Origin of the sequence: Actinoplanes sp. NPDC049599 (assembly GCF_044465625.1) — a bacterium.
Lineage (GTDB): Bacteria > Actinomycetota > Actinomycetes > Mycobacteriales > Micromonosporaceae > Actinoplanes.
On sequence record NZ_JBITLX010000025.1, the window covers coordinates 65,414 to 87,382 of the forward strand.

The 21,969-nt window shown below is 71.6% G+C and carries 19 protein-coding genes; 7 read left to right on the forward strand and 12 right to left on the reverse strand.

Annotation, left to right across the window (positions count from 1 at the left end):
• The first annotated feature begins 18 nt into the window (after nt 1–18).
• Entirely contained in the window at nt 19–372 is a 354-nt protein-coding gene (locus tag ACIBQZ_RS32945) for a hypothetical protein (RefSeq protein ID WP_396092739.1), read from the forward strand.
• On the forward strand, nt 369–1,265 hold the full coding sequence (locus ACIBQZ_RS32950; protein WP_396092740.1) for a hypothetical protein: 897 nt from the start codon (nt 369–371) through the stop codon (nt 1,263–1,265). The genes ACIBQZ_RS32945 and ACIBQZ_RS32950 overlap by 4 nt, the downstream gene beginning before the upstream one ends.
• 240 nt (nt 1,266–1,505) lie before the next feature.
• Here ACIBQZ_RS32950 and ACIBQZ_RS32955 read toward each other — a convergent pair whose 3' ends face one another.
• The 4 genes from ACIBQZ_RS32955 to ACIBQZ_RS32970 all read right to left on the reverse strand — a co-directional run bounded on the left by ACIBQZ_RS32955 (nt 1,506) and on the right by ACIBQZ_RS32970 (nt 4,227).
• Nucleotides 1,506–1,811 carry a hypothetical protein gene (locus ACIBQZ_RS32955; RefSeq protein ID WP_396092741.1) on the reverse strand — a complete coding sequence of 102 codons (306 nt, stop codon included), beginning with the start codon at nt 1,809–1,811 and terminating at the stop codon, nt 1,506–1,508.
• A gap of 181 nt (nt 1,812–1,992) precedes the next feature.
• Complete coding sequence (locus tag ACIBQZ_RS32960) at nt 1,993–2,313, reverse strand: sigma factor (RefSeq protein WP_396092742.1); 321 nt, start codon at nt 2,311–2,313, stop codon at nt 1,993–1,995.
• Between the two features lie 70 nt (nt 2,314–2,383).
• Nucleotides 2,384–3,001 (reverse strand): response regulator, encoded by a 618-nt coding sequence (locus ACIBQZ_RS32965; protein WP_396092743.1) that lies wholly within the window; start codon nt 2,999–3,001, stop codon nt 2,384–2,386.
• Nucleotides 2,998–4,227 (reverse strand): sensor histidine kinase, encoded by a 1,230-nt coding sequence (locus ACIBQZ_RS32970; RefSeq protein WP_396092744.1) that lies wholly within the window; start codon nt 4,225–4,227, stop codon nt 2,998–3,000. The genes ACIBQZ_RS32965 and ACIBQZ_RS32970 overlap by 4 nt, the downstream gene beginning before the upstream one ends.
• A 133-nt stretch (nt 4,228–4,360) precedes the next feature.
• Here ACIBQZ_RS32970 and ACIBQZ_RS32975 point away from each other — a divergent pair, with 133 nt between their 5' ends.
• Nucleotides 4,361–8,509 (forward strand): WD40 repeat domain-containing protein, encoded by a 4,149-nt coding sequence (locus tag ACIBQZ_RS32975; RefSeq protein WP_396092745.1) that lies wholly within the window; start codon nt 4,361–4,363, stop codon nt 8,507–8,509.
• A gap of 76 nt (nt 8,510–8,585) precedes the next feature.
• Here the strand turns inward: ACIBQZ_RS32975 and ACIBQZ_RS32980 are convergent, their stop codons facing one another.
• Nucleotides 8,586–11,297 (reverse strand): DNRLRE domain-containing protein, encoded by a 2,712-nt coding sequence (locus tag ACIBQZ_RS32980; RefSeq protein WP_396092746.1) that lies wholly within the window; start codon nt 11,295–11,297, stop codon nt 8,586–8,588.
• 364 nt (nt 11,298–11,661) lie between these two features.
• On the opposite strand from ACIBQZ_RS32980, the gene ACIBQZ_RS32985 reads away from it, so the two are divergent.
• Nucleotides 11,662–12,597: a helix-turn-helix domain-containing protein gene (locus tag ACIBQZ_RS32985; RefSeq protein ID WP_396092747.1), complete on the forward strand. Its 936-nt coding sequence runs from the start codon at nt 11,662–11,664 to the stop codon at nt 12,595–12,597.
• 105 nt (nt 12,598–12,702) lie between these two features.
• On the opposite strand, the gene ACIBQZ_RS32990 is transcribed toward ACIBQZ_RS32985, so the two are convergent.
• Nucleotides 12,703–12,837 (reverse strand): hypothetical protein, encoded by a 135-nt coding sequence (locus tag ACIBQZ_RS32990; RefSeq protein WP_393046494.1) that lies wholly within the window; start codon nt 12,835–12,837, stop codon nt 12,703–12,705.
• A gap of 461 nt (nt 12,838–13,298) precedes the next feature.
• Between ACIBQZ_RS32990 and ACIBQZ_RS32995 the strand changes: the two genes are divergently transcribed.
• Nucleotides 13,299–13,616, forward strand: a complete 318-nt coding sequence (locus ACIBQZ_RS32995) for a hypothetical protein (RefSeq protein ID WP_396092748.1) — start codon at nt 13,299–13,301, stop codon at nt 13,614–13,616.
• Nucleotides 13,617–14,046: 430 nt separating this feature from the next.
• On the opposite strand, the gene ACIBQZ_RS33000 is transcribed toward ACIBQZ_RS32995, so the two are convergent.
• From ACIBQZ_RS33000 to ACIBQZ_RS33010, 3 genes are all read right to left on the reverse strand, one after another.
• Complete coding sequence (locus tag ACIBQZ_RS33000; protein WP_396092749.1) at nt 14,047–14,895, reverse strand: RCC1 domain-containing protein; 849 nt, start codon at nt 14,893–14,895, stop codon at nt 14,047–14,049.
• 105 nt (nt 14,896–15,000) lie between these two features.
• On the reverse strand, nt 15,001–15,609 hold the full coding sequence (locus ACIBQZ_RS33005) for a LuxR C-terminal-related transcriptional regulator (RefSeq protein WP_396092784.1): 609 nt from the start codon (nt 15,607–15,609) through the stop codon (nt 15,001–15,003).
• 41 nt (nt 15,610–15,650) lie between these two features.
• Nucleotides 15,651–16,757, reverse strand: coding sequence for a histidine kinase (locus ACIBQZ_RS33010; protein WP_396092750.1), 1,107 nt, complete (start codon nt 16,755–16,757; stop codon nt 15,651–15,653).
• A gap of 112 nt (nt 16,758–16,869) precedes the next feature.
• Here ACIBQZ_RS33010 and ACIBQZ_RS33015 point away from each other — a divergent pair, with 112 nt between their 5' ends.
• Both ACIBQZ_RS33015 and ACIBQZ_RS33020 read left to right on the forward strand, forming a co-directional pair.
• The gene (locus ACIBQZ_RS33015; RefSeq protein WP_396092751.1) at nt 16,870–18,024 is read left to right on the forward strand and encodes a serine hydrolase domain-containing protein; all 1,155 of its coding nucleotides are present in this window, start codon (nt 16,870–16,872) and stop codon (nt 18,022–18,024) included.
• Between the two features lie 120 nt (nt 18,025–18,144).
• Nucleotides 18,145–19,011: a hypothetical protein gene (locus ACIBQZ_RS33020; protein WP_396092752.1), complete on the forward strand. Its 867-nt coding sequence runs from the start codon at nt 18,145–18,147 to the stop codon at nt 19,009–19,011.
• Between the two features lie 97 nt (nt 19,012–19,108).
• On the opposite strand, the gene ACIBQZ_RS33025 is transcribed toward ACIBQZ_RS33020, so the two are convergent.
• The 3 genes from ACIBQZ_RS33025 to ACIBQZ_RS33035 form a co-directional block, all read right to left on the reverse strand.
• On the reverse strand, nt 19,109–19,870 hold the full coding sequence (locus ACIBQZ_RS33025) for a DsbA family protein (protein WP_396092753.1): 762 nt from the start codon (nt 19,868–19,870) through the stop codon (nt 19,109–19,111).
• A 97-nt stretch (nt 19,871–19,967) separates the two neighbouring features.
• A complete protein-coding gene (locus ACIBQZ_RS33030) occupies nt 19,968–21,398 on the reverse strand; it encodes an NAD(P)/FAD-dependent oxidoreductase (protein ID WP_396092754.1) in 1,431 nt (476 codons plus the stop codon).
• Nucleotides 21,399–21,429: 31 nt separating this feature from the next.
• Nucleotides 21,430–21,969, reverse strand: a complete 540-nt coding sequence (locus ACIBQZ_RS33035; protein WP_396092755.1) for a flavin reductase family protein — start codon at nt 21,967–21,969, stop codon at nt 21,430–21,432.

The window sequence follows — 21,969 nt, forward strand, 5'->3', positions numbered from 1 at the left end:
CCCCAGGGAAGGTGATCGATGGACCCTCGGCTCGCCACGTTGTGCGTCCGGCTGGGCGACGACTCCGATCCGGTGCGCGCCGATCCGTCGCTGCGTTCGTTCGTCGACGATGTCGTGGCGCGGCTGCACGCCGGCGACCTCGACCGGCTCTCCGACGACCTCGACGAGATCGAGGACCGGCTGTTCCGTGCCGCGTACGCCGCGGGGCTCAGCTCGACCCGTGTCTACCGCCCGCTGCCCGGCGCCGGCCGCTCGATGCTGGAGTTCCTGGCCTGTCCCGCCGGTCGGTGCCCGCGGGTCGAACTGCCCGGCAGCGAAGCGAAGTGCGCCATCGTCGCCGCGCCGATGACCCGCACCCGGCTCGGCTCGTGACCGCGTTCCTCGAAGCGCTCGGCGGCAAACTGGCCGAACGCTGGCTCGCCCTGCTTGTGCTGCCCGGCCTGCTGCTGCTGGCCACCGCCGGGGTGGCACACACCCTCGGGCACGCACGCTGGCACGACGCTGCCCGTCTCACCGAGGCGCTGAACCGCCTGGCCGCCGAGCCCGCCTGGCGCAGCACCGGCACACTGGTGCTGGTGCTGGCCGGGCTGCTGCTCGCCGCACTGGGCCTGGGCTTCGCCGTGCAGGCCGCCGGCACCGGCGTGGAACTGCTGTGGCAGTCGACGCGTCCCTGGTGGCTCGCCGCCCGGCGAGCCCGCCGCTGGCAGTACGCGCGGGCGGTCGCATCGGAAGCCCTGCTCGCGGCCGCGCACGCCCAACAGGGCGACGATCCGCGGGCACCCGCGCTGGCTGCCGAGGCCCGCCGCCGTGCCCTGACGAGCGACCGGCTCGGCGCGACGGTTCCAGCCTGCGCCTTCGGGGTGGGTGACCGGCTGGCGGCGCCGGCGGTGCGCGCCGAATCGGCGTACGCGATGGACCTGAATGTCGTGTGGCCACGCCTGTGGCTGATTCTGCCGGCCGAGACCCGCACCGAGCTGGAGCAGGCCCGCGTCCGTCTCTCGTCGGCGGCCCGCCAGGCGGCATGGGCGGCCGGCTACCTCGTCGTGGGCCTGCTGTGGTGGCCCGCGGCCGTGGCCGGCCTGGTCGTGGCCGTGGTCTCGTGGCGCCAGGCCCGCACCGCCGCCGCCGTGCTGGCCGACCTGGTCGCCTCCACTCTGGACCTGCACTGCCGCCAGCTGGCCGAGACGCTGGGCCTGAGCGTCGAGGGGGCGATGACGCCGGAGCTGGGCGCGCGGATGACCGTCCTGCTGCGCGGGCAGACCTGAGCCATCTCGGCGCCACCAGGCCTTCTCGGCCGGCTGCGGCCGTGCGGGTCGATCGAGGAAGGCGTGCCGAGCACGCCGAGATCATGAACCGGTTGGCGACCGACGTCGCCGTCGAATGTGCGAGGTTCACCCCGGCCGGGTCTTCCGCCGTCCTTCCGCGCTGGCGCGTTGTCAGCTGTCACGCTCGACGACCGATGAAGCGGTGGACTCTGCGCGGTCGGTAGAGCGGCTCGGGCGGTTCTACCGCTCGACAACTGGGTTACGGGTCCCGCGGCGGCGGTCGGCCAGGTCGTGCCGGGCCCGGTCCAGGCGGCGGGTGCGGATGTGGGTGGCGACGCCCACGGGATGATGCTCCTGGACGATGCGGTGCAGGTAGCGCAGGGAGATGCAATGCGCCGCGGCGATCGTGGCCGGATGCAAATCCGGATGGCGCAGATTGTCCTCGATGAAAGCGGCGAGGCGCAGGTAGAGGGTGTGCGTGGGCGAGCGCAGCGGCGCGTTCGCCCGGTCCAGGTGGTGGGCGAGCACGGCGGTTGTCAGGTCCACCGCAACGTTCTGCAGGCGCTGCGCGTCGTGGTCGGTGCAGAGGGTGCGCCCGTCGGCCAGGGAGGCCAGGAAGGCGGCGAGGATGCCGCCGATGCCTTCGGTGCCAGCGACGTGATCTGCGCGGCCCCGAGCGGCATGGCGCGCAGGCGCGCGATGAACGCCTCCGGGTCCGGACCGTTGATCACCGTCGGCTCCAGCGCGGCGGACGCGACGTTCCGCCAGGCCTCCAGCCGGTCCGGTGCGGCGATCGTGGCGCTGTCGAACACCGCCACGGCCGGCGGCGCTCGTCGATCCAGGACCGGGTCAGGACGCGCTGCGCGTACGCCTCGGGGTTGTCGGCGGCCGACACCCGTCGCCAGTTCTCGTAGAGCTTGCCCACGACTGTCCCGACCAGGTCGTCGGCCAGGTGCCAGTCGTGGCACAGCAGGAACGCCGCCCGCCGCCAGCGTTCCATCCGGACGCCGACGAACTCCCGGAACTCGTCCTCCTCGGACCGTTTCACGGTTCTCCTCCCACACGGCTCTGCGGGCACGACGGAAACACCGGTGTTCGAGGTTGCCTGCCGCGTCGAGTTACGGAGTGCGGAAGTCGGGGCGGGGCTGGTATTCGTGCACCAGGGTGCGGACGTCGTCGACCGGTTCCTCGATGGCGGCCCATTTGGTGCGGACGCGGGTGAGGTAGGAGCGGACGGTGGACAACGTGACTCCCATGCGGTGGGCAGTGGCGGCGAGGGTGCTGCCGGTCCCGTACAAGTAGAGAGCGCGCGCTTCCTGCGGTGACAGTTCGGGCGGGTCGTCGTTGATGATGCTCATCAGCTCGGCCGTCAGCGCGAGTTGCCCGCGGTGAACGCTCCTGACGGCATCGACGATCTTGGCGGCGTCGTCGTCCTTGATGAGGTATCCGCCGGCCCCGGCCCGGACGGTGGCGCGGACCTGGCGCCGGTCCCCGTGCACGGAGAAGACCAGCACCCGTTCGCCGTGGCCGCGCAGCTTGGCCACGTTGCCGGCCGGGTCGCTGCCGTCCTCCAGCCGGAGGTCGAGCAGCACGACGTCGGCGCCGGGCGCGGCGGCGAGGTGCTCGTCGACGGTGGTGGCGGAGTGGACCAGCTGGATGTCGCCGGTGCCGGCGAGCAGGGCGCGCAGGCCGGCGGGCACCATCTTGTCGTTGTCGATGATCGCGACCCGGATCATGCCGGCCACCGCAGTTCGACGCGGGTGCCCTGGCCGGGATGGCTGTCCACGCCGGCCGTGCCGCCGATCTCGTGCATGCGCGCGGTGATGGAGTGCCGGATGCCGTAGCCCGGCGGCGTCGTGTCCGGATCGAAGCCCTTGCCCTGGTCGACGATGGCCACCGTGACGACCGGGCCGGGCTCGCGGAGGGTCAGGCCGGTCAACCGTACCCGGCTGCTGCCGGCGTGCCGGGCGACGTTCGCGAGCGCCTCACCGGCCGCGTGCCGGAAGGCGTCCAGGACGTCCGCGGGCAACGTCTCGGGAAGGCCGGCGAAGTGGTACTCCACCCGCAGTCCCTCGGCGGCACTGTCGTTGCCTGCCTCGATCAGAGCCAGGGACAGTTCGGTCAGGGTGCCGTCGGGATGGTCCGGGGTGGCGCCACGCAGCACGTTGGCGCTGATCGCGGCCTGGCGCCGTACCCGTGGGTCGGGATGCCCGGCAGGGCCCTGACCGGCGATCGCGGTCAGCAGTCGCAGAGGTCCGTCGTGCAGGGCCCGGTGGCGGCGCAGCTGCTCGTGGAAATGACGGATGCGTTCCTCGGTCTGGCTGCGCCGGGCGGCAAGGCGCTCCCGGGCCACGATCACCTGGTCGGTGGCCGTGTCCACGGCATGGGCGACCGCCCGCAGGCGGCGGATGAACAGGCAGCAGCACGCGGCGGTGACCGCCTGCCAGCCGACGATGTTGGCTGTGGAGGCGACGTCGGTGTACTCGGGCGACGCGAACTGGGCGATGGTGAACGCCGCCGCCAGGGTGAGGCAGGCGGCGGCGGTGGCCGGCCACGACGCGGTGGCCAGGGCCACCGTCACGGCGACCGAGACGGCGATCGGCTCGAAGTCGGGCACCGCCACGGTCGAGAACGCATGGTCATCGAGCGCCCAGGGCAGGACGGCCACGGCGGCAGCGGTGACCGTGACGTCCGCGGCCAGGGCCGGGAGCGGGATCGGGTCGTGCATCGCGACAACGGGCAGGATCACCGCGCTCCACCCGGCGACCACCAGGTAGGTGACAGCGGCCAGTGGCTTGTCGGCGTATCCGTCGGCACGGGCCAGCGCCAAGATGCTCAGGAGAACCATGGCGAGGGAGCCGATCCGGGACAGCAGTATCACGCCGGTGGTGATCGCCCGAATCCGCTGATGCAGGTCGACCCGCTGCGGCAGGGCCACGTCAGCGTGGGTCTCGCTGTCCACGCCCACACCATTTCACGCGGCCGGACCCGCGGTCCATGCCACACGTTGCGGCATTGACCGCCTCCACTCGCCCTTGAACAATCGTCGATGGTGGACAACGCCGGAGCCACGAGAGATCACCTGAGGGTGGATATTGACTGAGCAATCGCCATCGGTGCGGCGCGCCCGCGAAGGGGTGCGCTCCTGGGTCCGATCCGCCGGCACCGGGCTGCGCAAGGCCTCGCCGTACGGCGTCGTGGCGTTCCTGGCCGCCTCGGCGGTGGCTCCGGTGGCCGGTGCCGCGTTCGGCGCCACCGCCGAGTTGCACGCGGCGCTCGGTCAGCTCGGCGGCATGGGCAGCAACTACCTGGCTGACGCCCTGGTCAGTGCCGCCGGCCGGGTTCAGGACGATGCGCCGCCCGAGGCGTTGCGCGAGGTCCTCGCGGCCGAGTTGATCAGCCGCTTGGAGGCGGGCGGCGAGCAGGCCGAGGGCCTGCGGAACGATCTCGCCGAGGTGCTGAGCGCGGTGGGTGCGGTCGAGGTGGCGCTGCGGGCGGCCGGCGACGCGCTGCGGCAGGAGCTGGTCGACGCCTTCGCGGCGATGGGCACCGATGTGGGCCGGCTCCAGGTGCTCGCCGAGGAGGCGGCGCGTTCCCTGTCGGCCATGCATCAGCACCTCGCCGAGCAGCGGTTCGCTCAGCGCCAGCAGACCGCCTTGATCCAACAATCCCTGGTCGCGACCGCCCAGCTGCGCCAGCAGGTGCTCGCCCGCCGCACCGCCGGTCCACCCCCGGCGACTCCGGGCGCCGACCCGGGCGGGCCCGCACCGTACCCCGGCATGACCAGCTTCGAGGCGCTCGATGCCCGCTTCTTCCGCGGTCGCGAGAGACTGGTCGCCGAACTCGTGGCTAGGCTCTCCGAGCAACTCGTCGGGGGTCCACCGCTGGTTGTGGTCGGTGCCTCCGGGGCGGGTAAATCGTCACTGCTGCGAGCCGGTGTCCTGCCGGCCATCGCGTCGGACGGCCTGGGCCCGGGCAGCGGGACCTGGCCATGGCTGGTGATGACACCCGGTGCGGCGCCGCTGGCCGAGCTGACCGGGCGCACCGCGGCGCTGGCCGGGACGGATGCGGCGGCTGCCCTCGCGGCGATCCGCACCCAGCCGTCGACGTTCGGGGCGCTGGCGGCCCGGGCCGGTCGCGACAAGCGACTGGTCATTCTCGTCGACCAGTTCGAGGAGCTGTTCACGCAGTGCACCGACGCGGCGGAACGCTCGGCGTTCGCCGCCGCACTCGCCGCCGCCGCGCCCGCACTGCTGATCATCGCCGTCCGGGCGGACTTCTACCCGCAGTGCACAGAGCTTCCCGAGCTGACGGGCATGCTCGCCGCGGGCCAGGTCGTTGTCGGCTCGCTGAGCCCGGCCGGGCTGCGCCGAGCGGTACGCGAGCCGGCCGGCATCGCCGGGCTCACCCTCGAGGCGGGGCTCACCGAGCTGCTGCTGGCTGACATCGGCGAACTGCATCACCCGGGCGCGCTGCCGTTGCTCGCACACGCGTTGCGGGCCACGTGGGAACGGCGTGACGGCGACACGATGACGGTCGAGGGCTACCGCGCCACAGGTGGCATCCGACGTGCTGTCGCGGAGACCGCCGAACACATCTTCCTCGAACGCGACGAGGGCGGCCGGGTGGCGCTGCGGGAGGCGGTGCTGAGCCTGGTGAGCATCGTGGACGACGTACCGGTCCGGCGCCGCGCGGTGCGATCGGAGACCGATCTGACCGTCCTCCGGCCGATGATCGAGGCCCGGTTGGTGACGGTGGGGGAGCAGTCGGTGGAGGTGAGCCACGAGGCGCTGCTGACCGGCTGGCCCAGGCTGGCCGGGTGGCTGGTCGAGCAGCGGCAGACCATCCTGCTCCGGCAACGGCTGGCCGCGGCGGCGGCGGACTGGGCCGCATCGGGGGAGGACCCGGATGCGCTCTACCGCGGCGCCCGGTTGGCGGCGGCCCGGGAATGGGCAGCCGGCCGCCGTGACGTACCGCCGACGCAGCGGCGCTTCCTCGCCACCGCTGAGTCGGCGGCCCGGAAACGCGAGCTGGCCCGCCGCGCCTCCACCAACCGCCTGCGCCGCATGGTGGCCGGACTCGCGGTGGCGTTGCTCCTGGTGGTAGCGGGCGGCCTGGTGGCGCTGGACCAGCGGGGGCGGGCCCAAGAGAAGGAGCGGATCGCGGAGTCTCGGCGCGCGGCCACCGACGCGCGGGTGAACTTGCAGCTCGACGACTACGTCGCCATGCGGGAGGCGATCAACTCCTGGGAGGCCTATCCCACGCCGGAGGCGCGGGGGGCGCTGATCTCGAGCCAGCAGGCGGTCACTCTCGGCCGGCTCGGAAACGAGCAGGGCGCGCGGTTCACGGCGGTCAGTCCGGACGGGCGCCGGGTCGCGATCGGGTACCTCGACGGACGGGTGCAGATCTGGGACGCCGCCACCCTTCGTCAAGTCGGCGCCGATCTCGAGAACCCCGACGAGCCCCTGAGCGGCCTGGCCTACTCGCCGGACGGGCGCTATCTCGCGTCGTCCTCGTTCACCGTGCCCGCCGGGGTGGTGATCCGGGACGCGGTCACCGGCCGGGAGCTGCGCCGGATCAAGGCCTTCGGCGCTTTCGCCTGGCTGCCCGGCACGTCGAGGCTGCTGGCTGTCCGCGCCGAGGGTGAGGCGGCCGGGCACATGGCCGGGGAGTGGGATGCCGCTGACGGTCGTCTGGTGCGCACACTGCGGGTCGGCACGCGGGGCGCGTTCGCCATGGCGGTGAGCCGGGACGGCAGCTACCTGGCCGTGACCGATGCCCGGGGGAGCACCGAGCTGGTCCGCCGTCGCGACGGCCGGGTGACGCTGTCGCTGACCGGCCGGCAGTTGTTCGACATCGGCTTCACCCCCGACGACAAGCTGATCACGATCACGAGCAGACCTCAGGACCGGGAGGTGGCCGCCTGGGACGCCGCCACCGGCCGCCGTCTCGCGACCCTCAGCGACCCGGCCGACCCACCCGGGCCCGGTCGCCTGGCGATCGCCGCGGACGGCACGGTGCTGGTGCAGCGCGACGGCGAGAACGAGATCCAGCGCCTCAAGTCCGACGGCGGCGGCCCTCGACTACCGCTGACCGCCTTCCCGGGTGCGGCCTTTGCACTGAGCCTTTCCGGTGACGGGCACCTGCTCGCCGCGGCCGGAGACGGATCGGCGCCGACGCTGATCCGGCTGGACGTCGACCGGCTGCCGCATCCGCAGCTCGTCGGCTACGTAGCGCATCAGCGCGGGGGGCGGCTGCTGGCCACCGGGTCGCACGACCCCCGGATCAGGATCTGGGACACCCGCACCAGCGCTCTCGCCGCCACCATCGAGATACCGGATGCCGTGGACGGCCCGCTCGGGCTGGCCTGGGGCCCCGACGACTCGATCACCGCGACGCTGGGCGACGGCCGCATCGTAGTGTTCGGGGCCGATGGCCGGCTGCGGCAGACGTTGCGTACCCCCCAGCGGGTCGCCGGCAGCCCGGCGATATCCCCGGACGGCACGCTCCTGGCCGTGACGATCGACGGAGACGCCCGGGACCGTGATGAATTCGCTGCCGTCGAACGGCAGGAACGCCCCGGGCCGGAAGTCCTCGTCTACGACCGGCGAAGTGGGCAACGTCTGGCCGCGCTCGACATGCCGCACCACCTCGCTGTCGACGTGGTATTCACCCCCGACGGACGATCTCTGCTGGCCTCGGGCAACACCAACAAGGCGGATACCGCCGCGCAGACGGGCGCGGTGTGGCACTGGCGGGTTCCGGACTGGAGTCCGGCCGGCCGACGTTCGCTGCCGGACGGCCAGGCCGCCGCCGATGCGGACGTCAGCCCGGACAGCGGCACCGTCGCGGTGACCACCAGCGCGGGGACTGCGGCGTTGTTCGGCACGCGCGACCTGACCCCGCTGCGCACTGTCGGCGAACACGCCTACGAGCTCGACCACCTGGCCTGGTCGCCGGACGGTCGCACACTGGCCACGGCCAGCAACGCCGACAACGATCCGATCAAGCTCTGGGACATCGCCGACGGCCGGCTGCTCGCGGACCTGCGCGCGCAAAGCAACGCGATCCAGGACCTGGAGTTCTCGCCGGACGGCACCACCCTGGCCGCGGCCTCCGGCGACTGGACGGTCGCACTGTTCCACCTCGACCCGCAGGACGCCGTCCGGCGCCTGTGCGCCGTGGTCGCCCCGGCGGCGCGGGCGCGAGGAGAGGAGCCGCCCCGGCGGTGCGTCCAGATCTGAGCGACCAGGCAACCCCGGCAAACGCCGCCGGCCCCGGTCCGTACGGACCGAGGCCGGATCAGTCCAGGTCCCGTTGTCAGCGGATCCGGATCTCCGCGACGTCGAGCGGGCTGCCGCCGTACCACCAGACGCGGTACTCCAGGCTGTTGTCGGTTGACGAGACGGTGAACGGCACCGAGATCCGGACGAACCGGTCGCCGTCGAACTGGTTGGCCTTGACCGGCTGGATCGGCACCACCGGCTCGTTGGTCCGCGCGTTGAAGACCTCGACGTTGGCCACCTCGGTGCCGGCCACCGGGCTGGTCGAGCGCATCACGAAGTCGGCGGTGTAGGTGCCGGGCGCCAGGGTGATGTTGGGCCCGAAGGTCATGTGGCCCGGCGAGCTGGTGCCCGGGACCGCGCGCAGCAGGCCGGTCGGTGTCCGCTCGTAATTGCCGGCCGCGTGGGTCTGCAACGGCGCCTGGCCGGCGCTGTAGACCGTCCTGGCGCCCGCGCCGAGCGCCAGCGCGTTCACCGCCAGGGTTTCGATGTTCATCAGGGTCCCTGGCTTCTGCACAGCCGTCGTCCACCCGAGCAGTTGACCGGTGCCTCCGCGCCGTTGCTGGTTCTGGATGATCAACGCCCGCAGCGACACTGAGTGCAGCAGCAACACCCGCTGGTCGGCTTCCGTCAGGCCGGTGTGGTGCACCAGCATCTGATCGGCGAGCAGCTTGGTCAGCCCGAGGTGATAGTTCTCGGTCAGCCCCGGATAGGAGTAGAGCCCGTCGGAGCCGAGGGCGGCCTGGGCCACTGTCAGGATCTTCTGCCAGATCTCGGTCGCCGTCGACTGCGGTCCCGCGGACAGGTAGTAGAGCCCGTCCAGCGCCAGCCGGTCCACGTGATCCTTGGCGAGATCGTTCTTGGTGTACGACGTCCAGTTCTGGTCGCCGGACAGGATCCGGTAGCGGATCTGGTTGCCGGGTTCGCTCAGGCCGTTGGGCCGGGGCCGCTCGTACGCCTGGGCCATGTGCCGGGCCAGCCAGTTGTCGTCGAACCAGAACATCTGGTACGGCGGTGGCCCCTGCACACCGTCCTTGCCCGTGCCGTTGTGCTCGAAGAAGGCGTTCCCGCCGGCGCCCGGGTCGAGGTTGAGATCATGGTTGGCGTCGAAGAGCAGGTGCTTGTTGACGTCCAGGGCCGTCTGCTTGTTGGCCGCCACGTCCTTCTCCAGCTGTTTCTCGTCGACGTTGTGCGGCGGCCGCAGGGCCGGGTCATTGTCCGGCAGCTCGACCCGATTCGGGATGAAGAACTCCCGATAGCGGTTGAGCCCGTAATGCAGGCCGGTCAAGTCCTTCCACAGGCCGTCGTCGCCGTAGACCCAGTCGACGGCGCCGACGCCGTACGGGTAGTTGATGCCGTAGCGGTAGAGGCTCGTCTGCGGCGGATATTCGTAGTCGACCCGCACCACCGGGATCTGTGCGGTGACCGGTGCCTGCAGCGAGCGCACCTGCTTCCAGCTCAGGCTCGGGTTGGTCTCGTTGTACGAGGTCAGGCCCATGTAGACGGTGGGCTTACCGGCGTCGGCCGCGCGCTGGAACATCGGGGTCACGCCGGCACTGACCCACGCGTCGTTGCAGGAGGTGTTGAAGCCGGCCGTCTGGGTCGAGTAGCCGTCGTTGGTCAGCAGCGCCGGCGCGGTGTCCCACCAGATCGGGTTGGTGAACGGCGCGGTGTCCCACGCCAGCCAGCCGGTCTGGGCGCAGCTGCCGGAGTACCAGTTCCACAGGCTCAGCGTCGCGTTGGTGATGCGGGCGCCGGCGAACCGCGCCGACGGCCACTGCATGAAGGACCGCGCAAGATAGCTGGTGGCCTTGCCGTACGCCAGGTAGTCGGCGCCGGAGTGGTCGGCCTTGCCGCTGGTGGACAGCTCGTCGCTGCGGACCAGCGTGTCCCCCGCCGGGTCGAGCTCGAGCTGCGGGTCGAGCGTCACCGGGTACCTGGTCTTCGGGTCCTGCAGCCAGGCGGTGTCGGCGGCGAGCCGCAGATCGACGTCGCCGGTGCCGCGGGACACGTCGGCGCCCTTGCGCGGCGCCGACGCTCCGATCCGTACGGTCAACGCGGTCTCCCGCACCCGCTCACCGCTGGCACCGACCGAGGAGTCCCAGGCCGTCGGCGTGGGCACCCGCCCGACCGTCCGGCCCGCGGCGTCGCGGATCGCGAACGACGCCGGGCTGTCGGCGACGAACCGCAGGTTGTCGCTGCGCAGCGGCACGGTCATGCTCGCCACCCGGGCGGCCGCCGCACGGTCCTTGACCACCAGCGACTGCTCGAAGCCGAGCCGCGTGGCGGTGAGCAGCAGGTCGACGCCGGGCCGCACCTCGCGGTAGGTGGCCGTGTTGGCGGCCAGCACGGGCGCGGGCAGCGGCCCGTCCCACAGCATGCCGATCGAGTCACCGGCCGTCTCCACACGGGCCAGCACCCGCTCGCCGGCGCCGGTGGCGGCGCCCGCGAAACGCAGGCCGCGAGGGTGGCCGACCGGCTCGATCGCGCCGTCGCGGGTCGGGCGCAGGGTCAGGTCGACGTCCTTCCAGGCGCCGCCCTGCCGGAATCGGACCGGCCCGGCGTAGATCTCGGTGCTGAAGCCGCCCCCGGGGCGCGCCCACACCTGGGTGGTCTCGCTGCGCTGCGACAGCACTTCGACGCGACCGCCGCAGGCCCGGGCGGCCAGCGTTGCCGACAGCTCGTCGGCCCGGGACCCCGGGCAGGCCGGCGCGGCCGCGGCCGGCGGCAGCACGACCTGGTCGGTCATCGTGAACAGCAGGACGGCCGCACCGGCGGCCGCGATCCCTTTCGAGAGATTTCTACCGCGCCCTGAGCCGGGCCGGGTGAACACGCGCGAACGCCATCTGACGGACATCTCTCCCCCATGGATGAATTCAGGGCTGGTGTCTCGGAAGGCCAGCCGCTGGAGTGCCGCTGTGCGGAGTCTGGCCGTTGCGCCGGGCACCGCAAAAGGCCGCTGGACCAGGTGGGACGGTTGCGGGGCGGATTCGGGGCAAGCGTTGTCAGGCGACGAGTGTCGGCTAACTGCTAACAGCAGCTCCGCGATCCGGGTGGATCGGTACGCTGCTGAGTCGTACCTGCACTCGTCGGAGAGGGGGTAGCCGCCGCACATGACCGACGAACCCAGCGGCGGAGCTCTCCGTGCAGACGCGAGGCAGGAACTGGCTGAAAAGCTGCAGCTGCTGCGTGTCCGATCCGGAAAGAGCCTACGAGAGCTGGCTGTCTGCACGCACAGCAGCGACTCGTCCCTCTCCCGTTACCTGACCGGGCAGGTCGTGCCGCCATGGCGCACTGTGGAGGCGCTGTGCGACGCCGCTGGCGAGGATCCCGCGACGGTGGAGGCGCTGTGGAACCAGGCACGCAGCGTCCGGATCCTGGACAAGCTGCAGAGCCAGGGGTCTACCCAGCGATCGGCCGGCGGACCATCGCCGCAGCCTTCGGGGCATCCGGACCGTGCCGTGTCGGTGGCTGTGACACCTTCCGACAAACCCGGCGTGTTGCGGCGGCGATCGATCTGGACAGCAGCAGCGGTATTCGGGGTGGTCACGTTGATGGCGGCGACCGGAATCGTGGTGCGCCAGCTGACCATCACGTCGATGGAGGAGCGCTTCGCCCGGGAGCGCACCGACGCGGCGTTCGTACCTCCTGTGTCCGAGTCACCGAAGTGCCAGTTCAGCCACAGCAGACTAGGAAAGGCCCAGTGGCTGGAAGCCTTCGTCATCGACCCCGGCGGCACCCTGAAGCGGGGCGAGGTCTGTCAGATCGGCAAGGCTTACGTGACGGTGGAGGAGGACGGCTTGACCGTCCGCATCGTCGGCCACCGGGACGTGGAGTGGAAGTCAGGCTGGTTCAGCCGCAGGGGGGCGAAGACCGATCGGGCGGTGTTCACGGCGGACAGCCGGCTGAGCACCTACGACGCCACGGACACCGAGCTGTGGGTGTCGCACCGGCCGACCCGGGCAGCCAAGGGTCAGCTGGCGATCCAGTCCGACGGGAACCTCGTCATCTACTCCAAGGATTGGCAGCACCTGTGGGCGATCCGATAGCCGGCGAGAGCGGTCCGTTCACCGATCGCGACGGTGATCGTGGTCTGCTACGCCTTCGTAGCCCAGGTCGCCGAGCACGCGCAGATGATCTTCGGCGGCGCCGCGTCAGCGCCCGGTGGACACGACGTTCGAGGAGCGTCCGTTCTGCTCGTCACGCTTCAGGCGCTTCGCAGTCTGCTTCTCCTTGATCGTCTTACCCTTCTTCTTCACGTTCGCCTTGGTCGTCGAGTCCTTGGACATGATCGAACCTCCTGGAGCAGGTCGGTGAACGTGCAGCGTGGTACTCGGCTGATCGCAGCGTGCAGTGACGGAGGACCCGTGCGGCAGACGCAGAATCTTGCGCTGCACGCTGACCCTACGCTGTTTGTGCTCTTGCCGACGGTGGGAAAGTGCATCGCCGGCCGGGTGCGTGCGCCAACAGGCAGGTCCGGGCTTGACGACGGCATGCAGTCTCTGGGCCGGCTTGCGCCCGGGCGGCGGCGCGGTCGCCGACTTTCAGCACGAACGGGTAGGCAGTGCCGGCGGTGGGTGCCACCCGACCACGGGGTGGCGGGCAGCTGATTCATCGCGGTTCCCGAGGGTGCATATACGGATATGTCCTTGAGTAAGGGCAAAAGTAGGCCTTGTGGCCCTTCTCTGAGCGTCCCCGTTTCCCGATGATGTCTGTAGCGGGACGTGTTGAAGTCAAAGGGGGCGACGTCATGGTGCTGCAAGGTAGCCAGCCTGTCGGGCGTCAGGGACACGGTGTTCCTGTCCGTCAAGAGCGGAGCAATACCCGTTCCAGTCAGCGCCGCGTCGCTCTGCCGACCGTATCCGCCAACCCGCGCTCCTACCCGCCGATCACGCGGTCAACCCCGAGCCTGGGCCGGGCGGTCGCCGGCGGACTCGGCGGCATCGCCCGGAGCATGTTGCTGGTGGTGCTGCTCGTCGCCGCGCTCGTCGTTTCGGCAATGATCATCGCGATCGGGATAACGAGCGTTGTTGCAGCCCTGGGCCTTGACGCTTCGGCGGGCTATTAGCCGTCGGCACGTTCCGGCTCGATGGCAGGGGAGAAGGTGCGATGAGGCGCGGGAGCAGGGTCTTACCCGGCGCCTCTGCGCCGTGGTGGCCGCGCCGGTGGTGGTCGCGGCCGTTCCCACGTTCTTCGTGGAGGGGGTCCTCAAACGGGACGCCGGTGATGAACGGCTCCGCGCGCGGCACTGCGCTCACCATGTTCGCCCTGGTCACTGGTCGGCGCGCTGCTCGACCCCCGGCCGCTCCTGGCGCCGGACAGCAGGCTGCCCGCGCGTGGCCTCGCCGCGTTCATTCTGACCGTGGTCGCGCTCGACGCGCTGGCCTGGCTGCGGATGGTCGTACCCGACCGACAGTGTGGTGCCGGCCGGCAGCCGCTCGGCCGCCAGCGCGCGGGCGTGCCGGATGACGGGGCAGGCGGAGGCGCTGACCGCGATATCAGTGAGGCAACCGGATCGTGTTCCAGCCGGTGATGTCACACTGACCGTGCTGATTGTTGCCGGCGGCGAGAACTGTGCCGTCCGCGCGTAGCCCGAGAGTGTGGGTGGATCCGGCCGCCACAGCGACGACCTCGCGCCAGTCGGCCACGTCGCACTGGCCGAAATCCGAGCTTCCCACGGCTACGACTCGGCCGGCGGCGGTGACGCCAACCGTGTGGTAACTCCCGGCCGCCACTGCCACGACGTCCCGCCAGGTGCTCACGTTCAAGGCGCCCGTCGATCGATCACCCACCGCGACCACGTGTCCGTCAGCGGTGAGGCCGACCGTGTGAAGGTAACCGGCGGCAATGCTGGTGATGTTGCGCCACGTGCTGACCGTGCACTGCCCACGGCGATCGTTTCCCACCGCGACGGCGGTCCCGTCGGCTCGCAGGCCCACGGAATGCCAGTCGCCACACGCCAGCTCGACAGCCTCACGCCACTGGCTCACCTCGCATGCGCCCTCGCGAAGCCGTCCTGCAGCCAGCACAGTGCCGTTGCTGGTCAGCCCGAGGGTGCGGCGCCACCCCGCGGCGACGAAAGTCACGTCGCGCCAGGAAGCAACGTCGCACTGCCCATCACCGTTCCAGCCCGTCGCGATCACCGTGCCGTCAGCGCGTAGTCCGACGCTGTGGGACCGCCCGGTGTTCGACGCCGTGTGCACGTTGCCCGCCGCCACGGCGACCACGTGGGCCCAGTCCTTGACCCGACACTCGCCGGATGCGCCCGCGCCGGCCGCAATCACGGTTCCGTCGGCGCGCAGCCCTACCGAGTGTCGTCTTCCGGCGGCGATGACAGCACTCCTCATCCGCACAGCATGACAAGTTTTGGCAGCGGACAAGATTCCGGACTGTCTCGCTGACGGTATTCCGGCCCGCACCAGGAATTCTCACCGCTCCGGTCGCTGCGTTCCTCAGTCCAGGCGACTGCGGGCCGGGGCTGCGAGGTATGTCAGGACGGCGAGCACGCGACGGTGGCCGCGATCGGTCGTGGCCAGGCCCAGCTTGCCGAAGATGGCGTTGATGTGTTTGTGCACGGCGTTCGTGGTGATGAACAGTCGGCCGGCGATCTCGGTGTTGTCGCGGCCTTCGGCCATCAGCCCGAGCACCTCCCGCTCCCGTGGGGTCAGGGCGGAGACGGGGTCGTCGCTGGCCCGGGTCAGCAGCTGGGCGATGACCTCGGGGTCGAAGGCGGTGCCGCCGCCGGCCACCCGGCGTAGCGCCTCGATGAACTCGTCGATGCGGCTGACCCGGTCCTTGAGCAGGTAGCCGATGCCGCGCGGGGCGCCGGCGAGCAGTTGGGTGGCGTACTCCCGCTCGACGTATTGGGAGAACACCATCACCGGGAGGCCCGGGTGGCGACGCCGGGCCTCGATGGCGGCCCGGATGCCCTCGTCGCGGAACGTCGGTGGTAGCCGGACGTCAACGACGGCCACGTCGGGGCGGTGCTCGTCGACCGCGTCGAGGAACGAGTCGGCGTCAGTGACGGTCGCGACCACCGTGAAGCCGTTGACGCTGAGCATCAGTTCCAAGCCGCCGGACAGGAACTCGTTGTCCTCGGCGATCACCGCTCGGAGCACGGCACCTCCAGTGTGATCTCGGTCGGCCCGCCCATCGGGCTGCACACGGTAAGCGTTCCGTCGAGCGCGCCGGCCCGCCGACGGATGCCGGCGAGGCCGGTTCCGCGCGCTTCGTCCGTCCCGCCGGCGCCGTCGTCGGTCACCGTAACGGTCAACAGATCGCCGTTACGGGAAGCACGGACGCCCGCACGAGTTGCGCGGCTGTGCCGGGTAACGTTGCTCAGCGCTTCGGTGACCGCGAAGTAAGCCACCGTCTCCACCGCTGCGGGTACCCGGCCGAGGTCACTGACGTCGACAGTGGTCGGTAGGCCGCTGCGGGCGGCCACAGCGACGAGCGCGCCGGCCAGGCCCCGGTCGGCCAGGATCGGTGGGTAGGTGGTGCGGATCACCGTACGCAGCTCGGCCATCGCCTCCTCGGTGCCCTGGTGCGCCTCGGCGACCAGCCGGTTCACCAGGTCGGGGTCGCCGGCCGCCTGCCGGGCCACCGCGAGGCGCATCGCCACCGCGACGAGCCGGGCCTGCGCGCCGTCGTGCAGGTCACGTTCGATACGACGCAGTTCGGCGCCGTGTGCGTCGAGCACGTCGGCCCGGGTGCGGGTGAGATCGGCGACCCGGCCGGCCAGCCGTTCCGCCTCCGACGGCGTCAACGCCCAGCGAGTGACCCGGGCGTGGGCTCCGGCCAGCGCCGGGAACGTCCCGTAGATCACCGCCGCGAGCACCGCGAACTGCACGGTGCCGAGCCCGATCGCGGTCGCCCACCCGGCGACCGGCACCTCGACGAACAGCGTGACCGGCTCCTCGGCCGGGAACGCCCACCAGAGCGTCATGGCGATCACGGCGGTCACGAGGTTGCCGGCGACCAGCAGGGCGAACAGTCCCAGAGGTAGTCCGGTCGTGAGGTGGACAGTCAGCCACAGCAGGTGCCGGCGGAACCGCACGGGGTGCCACCGCCGGTCGCCGGCCAGCCGCAGGTGCCACCGGGCCCACCGCTCGCGCACGCCCGGCAGGCACAGCACCGGCAGGCCGGGCAGCGACACGACCGCCGTGCCGAGGATTGCCAGGAGGTAGGCAGTGGCCCGTCGACGCGTCATGACCACATCTGTACCTGAACCCATCATCGGCCCGCACTACAGCCAGCTGTAGCACTCGGTACGGTAGCCAGCGGTATGGGGTGCGGCGCCGCGGATTCCTAGGTTTCCAGGCATGAAACTTCTACGGATCGCAGTGACAGCGGTCGCGCTGGTCGCGGGAGCCGGCGTCACCGTTGACGCGCACGCCGGCTCCGGGCGGCTGACCGACCTCGACCGGCTCCGTCGTGACACCGCAGCCGTGCACGCCCTGGGCCTGCCGGGCGTGCAGGCGCGTCTGGTGACCCCGAACGGGCGCGCGGTCCTCGCGACCGCTGGCGTCGCCGACCTGCGGACCGGTCGCCCGGTGCCGCCGAACGGCCGGGCCCGCATCGCCAGCACCGGCAAGGCCTTCATCGCGACGGTGGTGTTGCAGCTGGTGGGTGAGGGACGGGTCGGCCTCGATGACCCGGTGGAGAAGTGGCTGCCGGGCGCGATCCGCGGCAACGGCAACGACGGCCGCGCCATCACGGTCCGGCACCTGCTCCAGCACACCAGCGGCCTGCACGACGACGTGCCCGACTTCGCCACCGCCGCCGACTACTACGAGCACCGGTACGACGTGTACACGCCGGCCCAACTGCTCGCGCGGACCCTGCGATACCCGCCTGACTTCGCGCCGGGCACGGCGTGGCGGTACTCGAACGTCGGCTACATCGTGGCCGAGATGGTGATCGACAAGGTCACCGGACGCCCGTGGCACGAGGAAGTGCGGCGGCGCGTTGTCGACCGGGCCGGTATGCGGGACACGACGTGGCCGGGCAACCTGCCGACCTTGGCCGACCCGCATGCACGCGGCTACCACGAGTTCGACGCCGGCGAGCTGACCGACGTCACCGAGCAGGTCATCGTCGACGGTGGCGCCGCGTTCGTCTCGACCACCGCAGACGTCAACCGCTTCTTCCGAGCGCTGCTCGGCGGCCGGCTGCTGCGCCCGGCGCAGCTCGCCGAGATGACCCGTACGAGGCCACTCGGGCATGAGTTCGAGCAGCTGCTGCCGGGGGCCAGATACGGGCTCGGCTTGTTCGAGCGGCCGCTGCCGTGCGGCGGCACCTACTGGAGTCATCCGGGCGGTGGCAGCGGCTACACAAGCGACAACGGCGTCACCCGCGACGGCCGTCGCAGCGTGTCGGTGTCGGTGTCAGGTACCCGGCCGGACCTCGCCCTGCGGCACCAGCAAGCCACCGATGCGGTCGTCGAGAACGCCCTGTGCGGGCCACGCGACGCTTGATGGTGCTCGCGGAGGGCCACCCGGACCGGCTTCCCAGGGGATTTGCGGTTTCCCGTACGCGGGCAATGTGCCGTTCTACGCTCAGGTCGTCCGATCGACGCTTCGACCCCGGCGGTGCCCATGAGACGCAGGATCGCAGCCACCTGCACGGCCATCGTCCTCCTCGGATGGGGGTCGCTGGGCACTCCGCCGGCTGCGGCGGCGATCAACTCGACGATGACGACGGCCGGGGTGACCAACAGCCAGAACAAGACCACCACGGCGTACTGCGGATCCGACGCCTGGGTGGTCGGCGGCGGCGGCCGGATCAACAGCGCCGACGGCCAGGCCGGGATGACCTTCCTGAGCCCCACCCTGGATGGCCGGGATTTCTTCGTCACCGCCCGCGAGGACGGCAGCGGCTTCGCCGGCCAGTGGAACGCCCCGGCGACCGTGCTCTGCTCCTACGAGGTGCCCGGCCGGCAGGTCGTCGCCGCGACGTCGGTGCCGGCCTCGGTGAACGCGCGGTCGATGACGGTGTCCTGCCCGGCCGGCAAGCGCGTGCTGGGCGCCTTCGGCGGCGTCACCGGCGGCTTCGGGCAGGTCGTCCTCGATGATCTCCGTCCCGCCGCCGACCTGCGCAGCGTCACCGTCACCGGCATCGAGGATCAGGACGGGTTCGCCGGCGATTGGGCGGTCACCGCCAGGGCGGTGTGCGCACTGGCGCTGCCCGGCCTCCAGTTGATGACCACGACCAGCCCGGTCGATTCGGCCGAGCACAAGGAGCTCACCATGAGCTGCCCGGCCGGCACGGAGGTGCACAGCATGGGCGCGGAGATCACCCGGGGTGCGGGACAGGTCCGGCTCGACGCCATGATCCCGCAGTTCGGCGTCCAGACCCAGGTGCTGATCGGCGCGATCGAGGACGAGGACGGCTATGCCGACCGGTGGTCGGTCACAGGTCACCTCATCTGTGCGGCGGGCAACCCGCCCGCCCCCGTCCGCTGAGCGTAGGCTCGCCGCCTTGGAGATCTTCAGAACCACCGCACCAAGTTGTGAATGACCCTCTCGCTATGAGAAATCCCGTGAATACGTGATGCCCGTATCACCCGGCCAGCCGGTCGAGCAGTTCGTCCGCCCACTTCGGTTGGTAGCTGTCGAGTACCGGGAAGCCGTGCGACTGCACCGGGAAGTCCAACGGCGGCCGGTCGGTCCAGCGGTGCGACGCGCCTGGGTTGTGCTCGGCGTAGCCGTCCGCCGTGAACAGGTGCGGGCTGCCCTGGATCCGCGGCCCCTCGGCGACGTGCCACTGCTGGTACACCTCGGCCCGGCCGCGACCCGCCGCGAGCGCCTCGCCCAGCGCTGCCGCGTCCACCTGCGGGCAGTCCTCGGCGATCTCCAGGATGATCGGGTGCACGCTGATGCACCGGCTGTCCACGAAGTACGCCTTGCGCAGCGCCAGGTCGAGCTCCGCGCTGGCGGCCAGCCCGCCCACGGCCGGGTCCTTGGCCGCCTGGACCGCTTCCAGGGCGGGCAACAGGGTGGCGGGGTAGGCGTACTCCGCGCCGCTCCACATGCGCCAGCCGAGCTCGGGCAGCTTTCCGGAGATCGCCACGATCTCGGCGTCGACCAGCACCTTCGGCGTCGGTATCCGGTTGAACAGCTCGAGCGGGAAAGCGCGGTGGTCGATCCGCAGCCCGACGCCGCGTTCCCGGGCCCGCTCGCCCAGGGTGTGCAACGCCAGCGTGGCCCAGGGGCAGCCGATGTCGGACCAGAAGGTGAGCGTGCCGGGCTCCGGGTTGACCACGGCGTCCTCGGCGAGGTCCGTCTGCGGCACGGAGTCGGTGGCCTGGATGTCGTCTGTCATGCAGGGACCTTCCCACGATCGGCGACCGCACCGCGACGCCGAAACGCGTGACTGCCCTTACTCCAAGGACGGCGTTGCCGCCGGACTGACGGACGCCTCAGCGGCCTGTCCCGGGGTCCGCCACCGCGTGACCCCGGGGCCGTGCCAGCGGGTCGGCCGGCGGGCCCACGACAGCGCGGCGTCCCGTGCCGAGCGACGCCGCGGCCAGGATCCGGGGTCGGGCCAGCGATGTCGTCGGCCGGGCCAGCGCCATGACGTCCACCAGCGAGCGGGCCACGGCGGGGTCGGCGACGGCCGCGCGCATCACCCGGTCGGCGTACGCGTTCCGCAGCCGGGCCGCCACCGATGGACGGGGGCCGACCACGGCCGGGTGGCGCAGATCGTCACCGGCGGCGAGCTGCCAGGCGGTCCCGGCGGTCTGCGTGACCGAGCGCTGCACGCGCCTCGCGAGGCCGGGGGCGGTGCCGTGGCGCCGCAACAGCTCGCGCAGCGCCGCGACGCCGAACGCCGCCACCGTCATGCCGTGCGCGTGCGACGGGTTGAGAGTGCATACGGCATCTCCCAGCGCCACGAACCGTTCCGGGTGCCGGGGGAGCCGGTCCAACCGCAGCCGCCGGTTCGCCAAACCGTGGAAACCTCGGCTCGGCCCGAGGGGCACCGCGCCGGCCACCAGGTCGGCCAGCGCCGGGTGGCCCAGGCGCGCGGCGAAGTCGAGGAAGTCGGCGTCGCCCGTGGAGGGTTCCGTTCCCCGCATGCCGATCACCGTCGCCGACCAGCAGCCGTCCTCCAGGGGGAGCAGCACACCGCCGGTCGCCTCCCCGGTGACGTTGGCGATCATGACGATGGCGGGGGTGTTCCGGTGGGTCTCGGGATCCGGGCGGTACAGCCGGGTGACGTACGCGGTGCCCGCGTCGACCGTCTCCCGCACTACCGGCGGCAGGCCGAGGTCCTCCAGCCACGCCCCCACGTGCGAGGAGCGGCCGGTGGCGGCCACCACGAAGTCGCCCTTGAGGTCGGTCAGCCGGCCGGTGCCGCGGGCGCGTACCCGGGCGCCGGTCACCTGCTCGGTGTCGCCGAGCAGGCCGACCGCCTCGGTGTCCGGCAGCACGCGGATGCGTCCGTTGCGCAGAACCCGGCGCCGTACCACCCAGTCGAGCAGATCGCGTCCGCAGGACACCACGAACTCCCGGTGCCGGGCGCGGGGCAGCCAGCCGAACTTGGTCAGGAAAGCCACGTCACCGGGCGCGCCGAGCACGTGCGCGCCCGCCTCGGACCAGGCCGTCATCGTGCCCGGCAGGAGCTCCTCGACCGCCCGGGCGCCGGCTCCCATCAGCAGGTGGGAGTGGCGAGCCTGGGGCACGCCCTTACGCGGCCCGGGGCCTGCCGGCGGGTCATCGCGCTCCACCACGGTGACCGCGCCCAGGTGCTCGGCCAGGACGTGCGCCGTCAGCATGCCGGCGAATCCGCCGCCGAGGACGATGCCGTGCTGACCGGTGGTGACTGAACGCCGGCCGGACAGTGGGGGCATTCCGGTCTCCTTCTCCGTGTGCGGGGCGGGGTCAGCTCTCTACCGGGGACAGGGCGATCCCCGGCCAGGAGGCGTAGCGGCGCAGCCCGTACAGCAGCGGGCGCCGGTCCAGGACCGGCGTGACCGTGTCCACCCGGCCCAGCACCACGGTGTGGTCACCGACCGCCTGCGCGTTGATCACCAGGCAGTCCGCGACGGTGTGCGAGGAGTGCGTCAGATGTGGTCCTGCCGCGCCTTCCCCGGCCTGCCAGACGACGCGCTCGAAGCGGTCCTGAGCCCCCGACGCGAACAGCTCGGCCGTCGACCGAGCCTGCGCGTGCAGCAGGTTCACGGCGAACAGGCCGCTGTCGACCACGGCCGCCAGCGTGGGACTGCCGCGTCTGAGGCACACCAGCAACACCGGCGGGTCGAGCGAGACGCTGCACAGCGAGGTGCAGGTCATCCCCCGGAGGGTGCCGTCGCGGCCGGTCGCCGTGACGACGGACACCCCGGTGGGGAAGGCGGCCATGAGCGTACGCAGATCGGCGGGCCCGCCCGTGGGACGCTCCCGGCCGCCCGGTTCGGTCGTCAT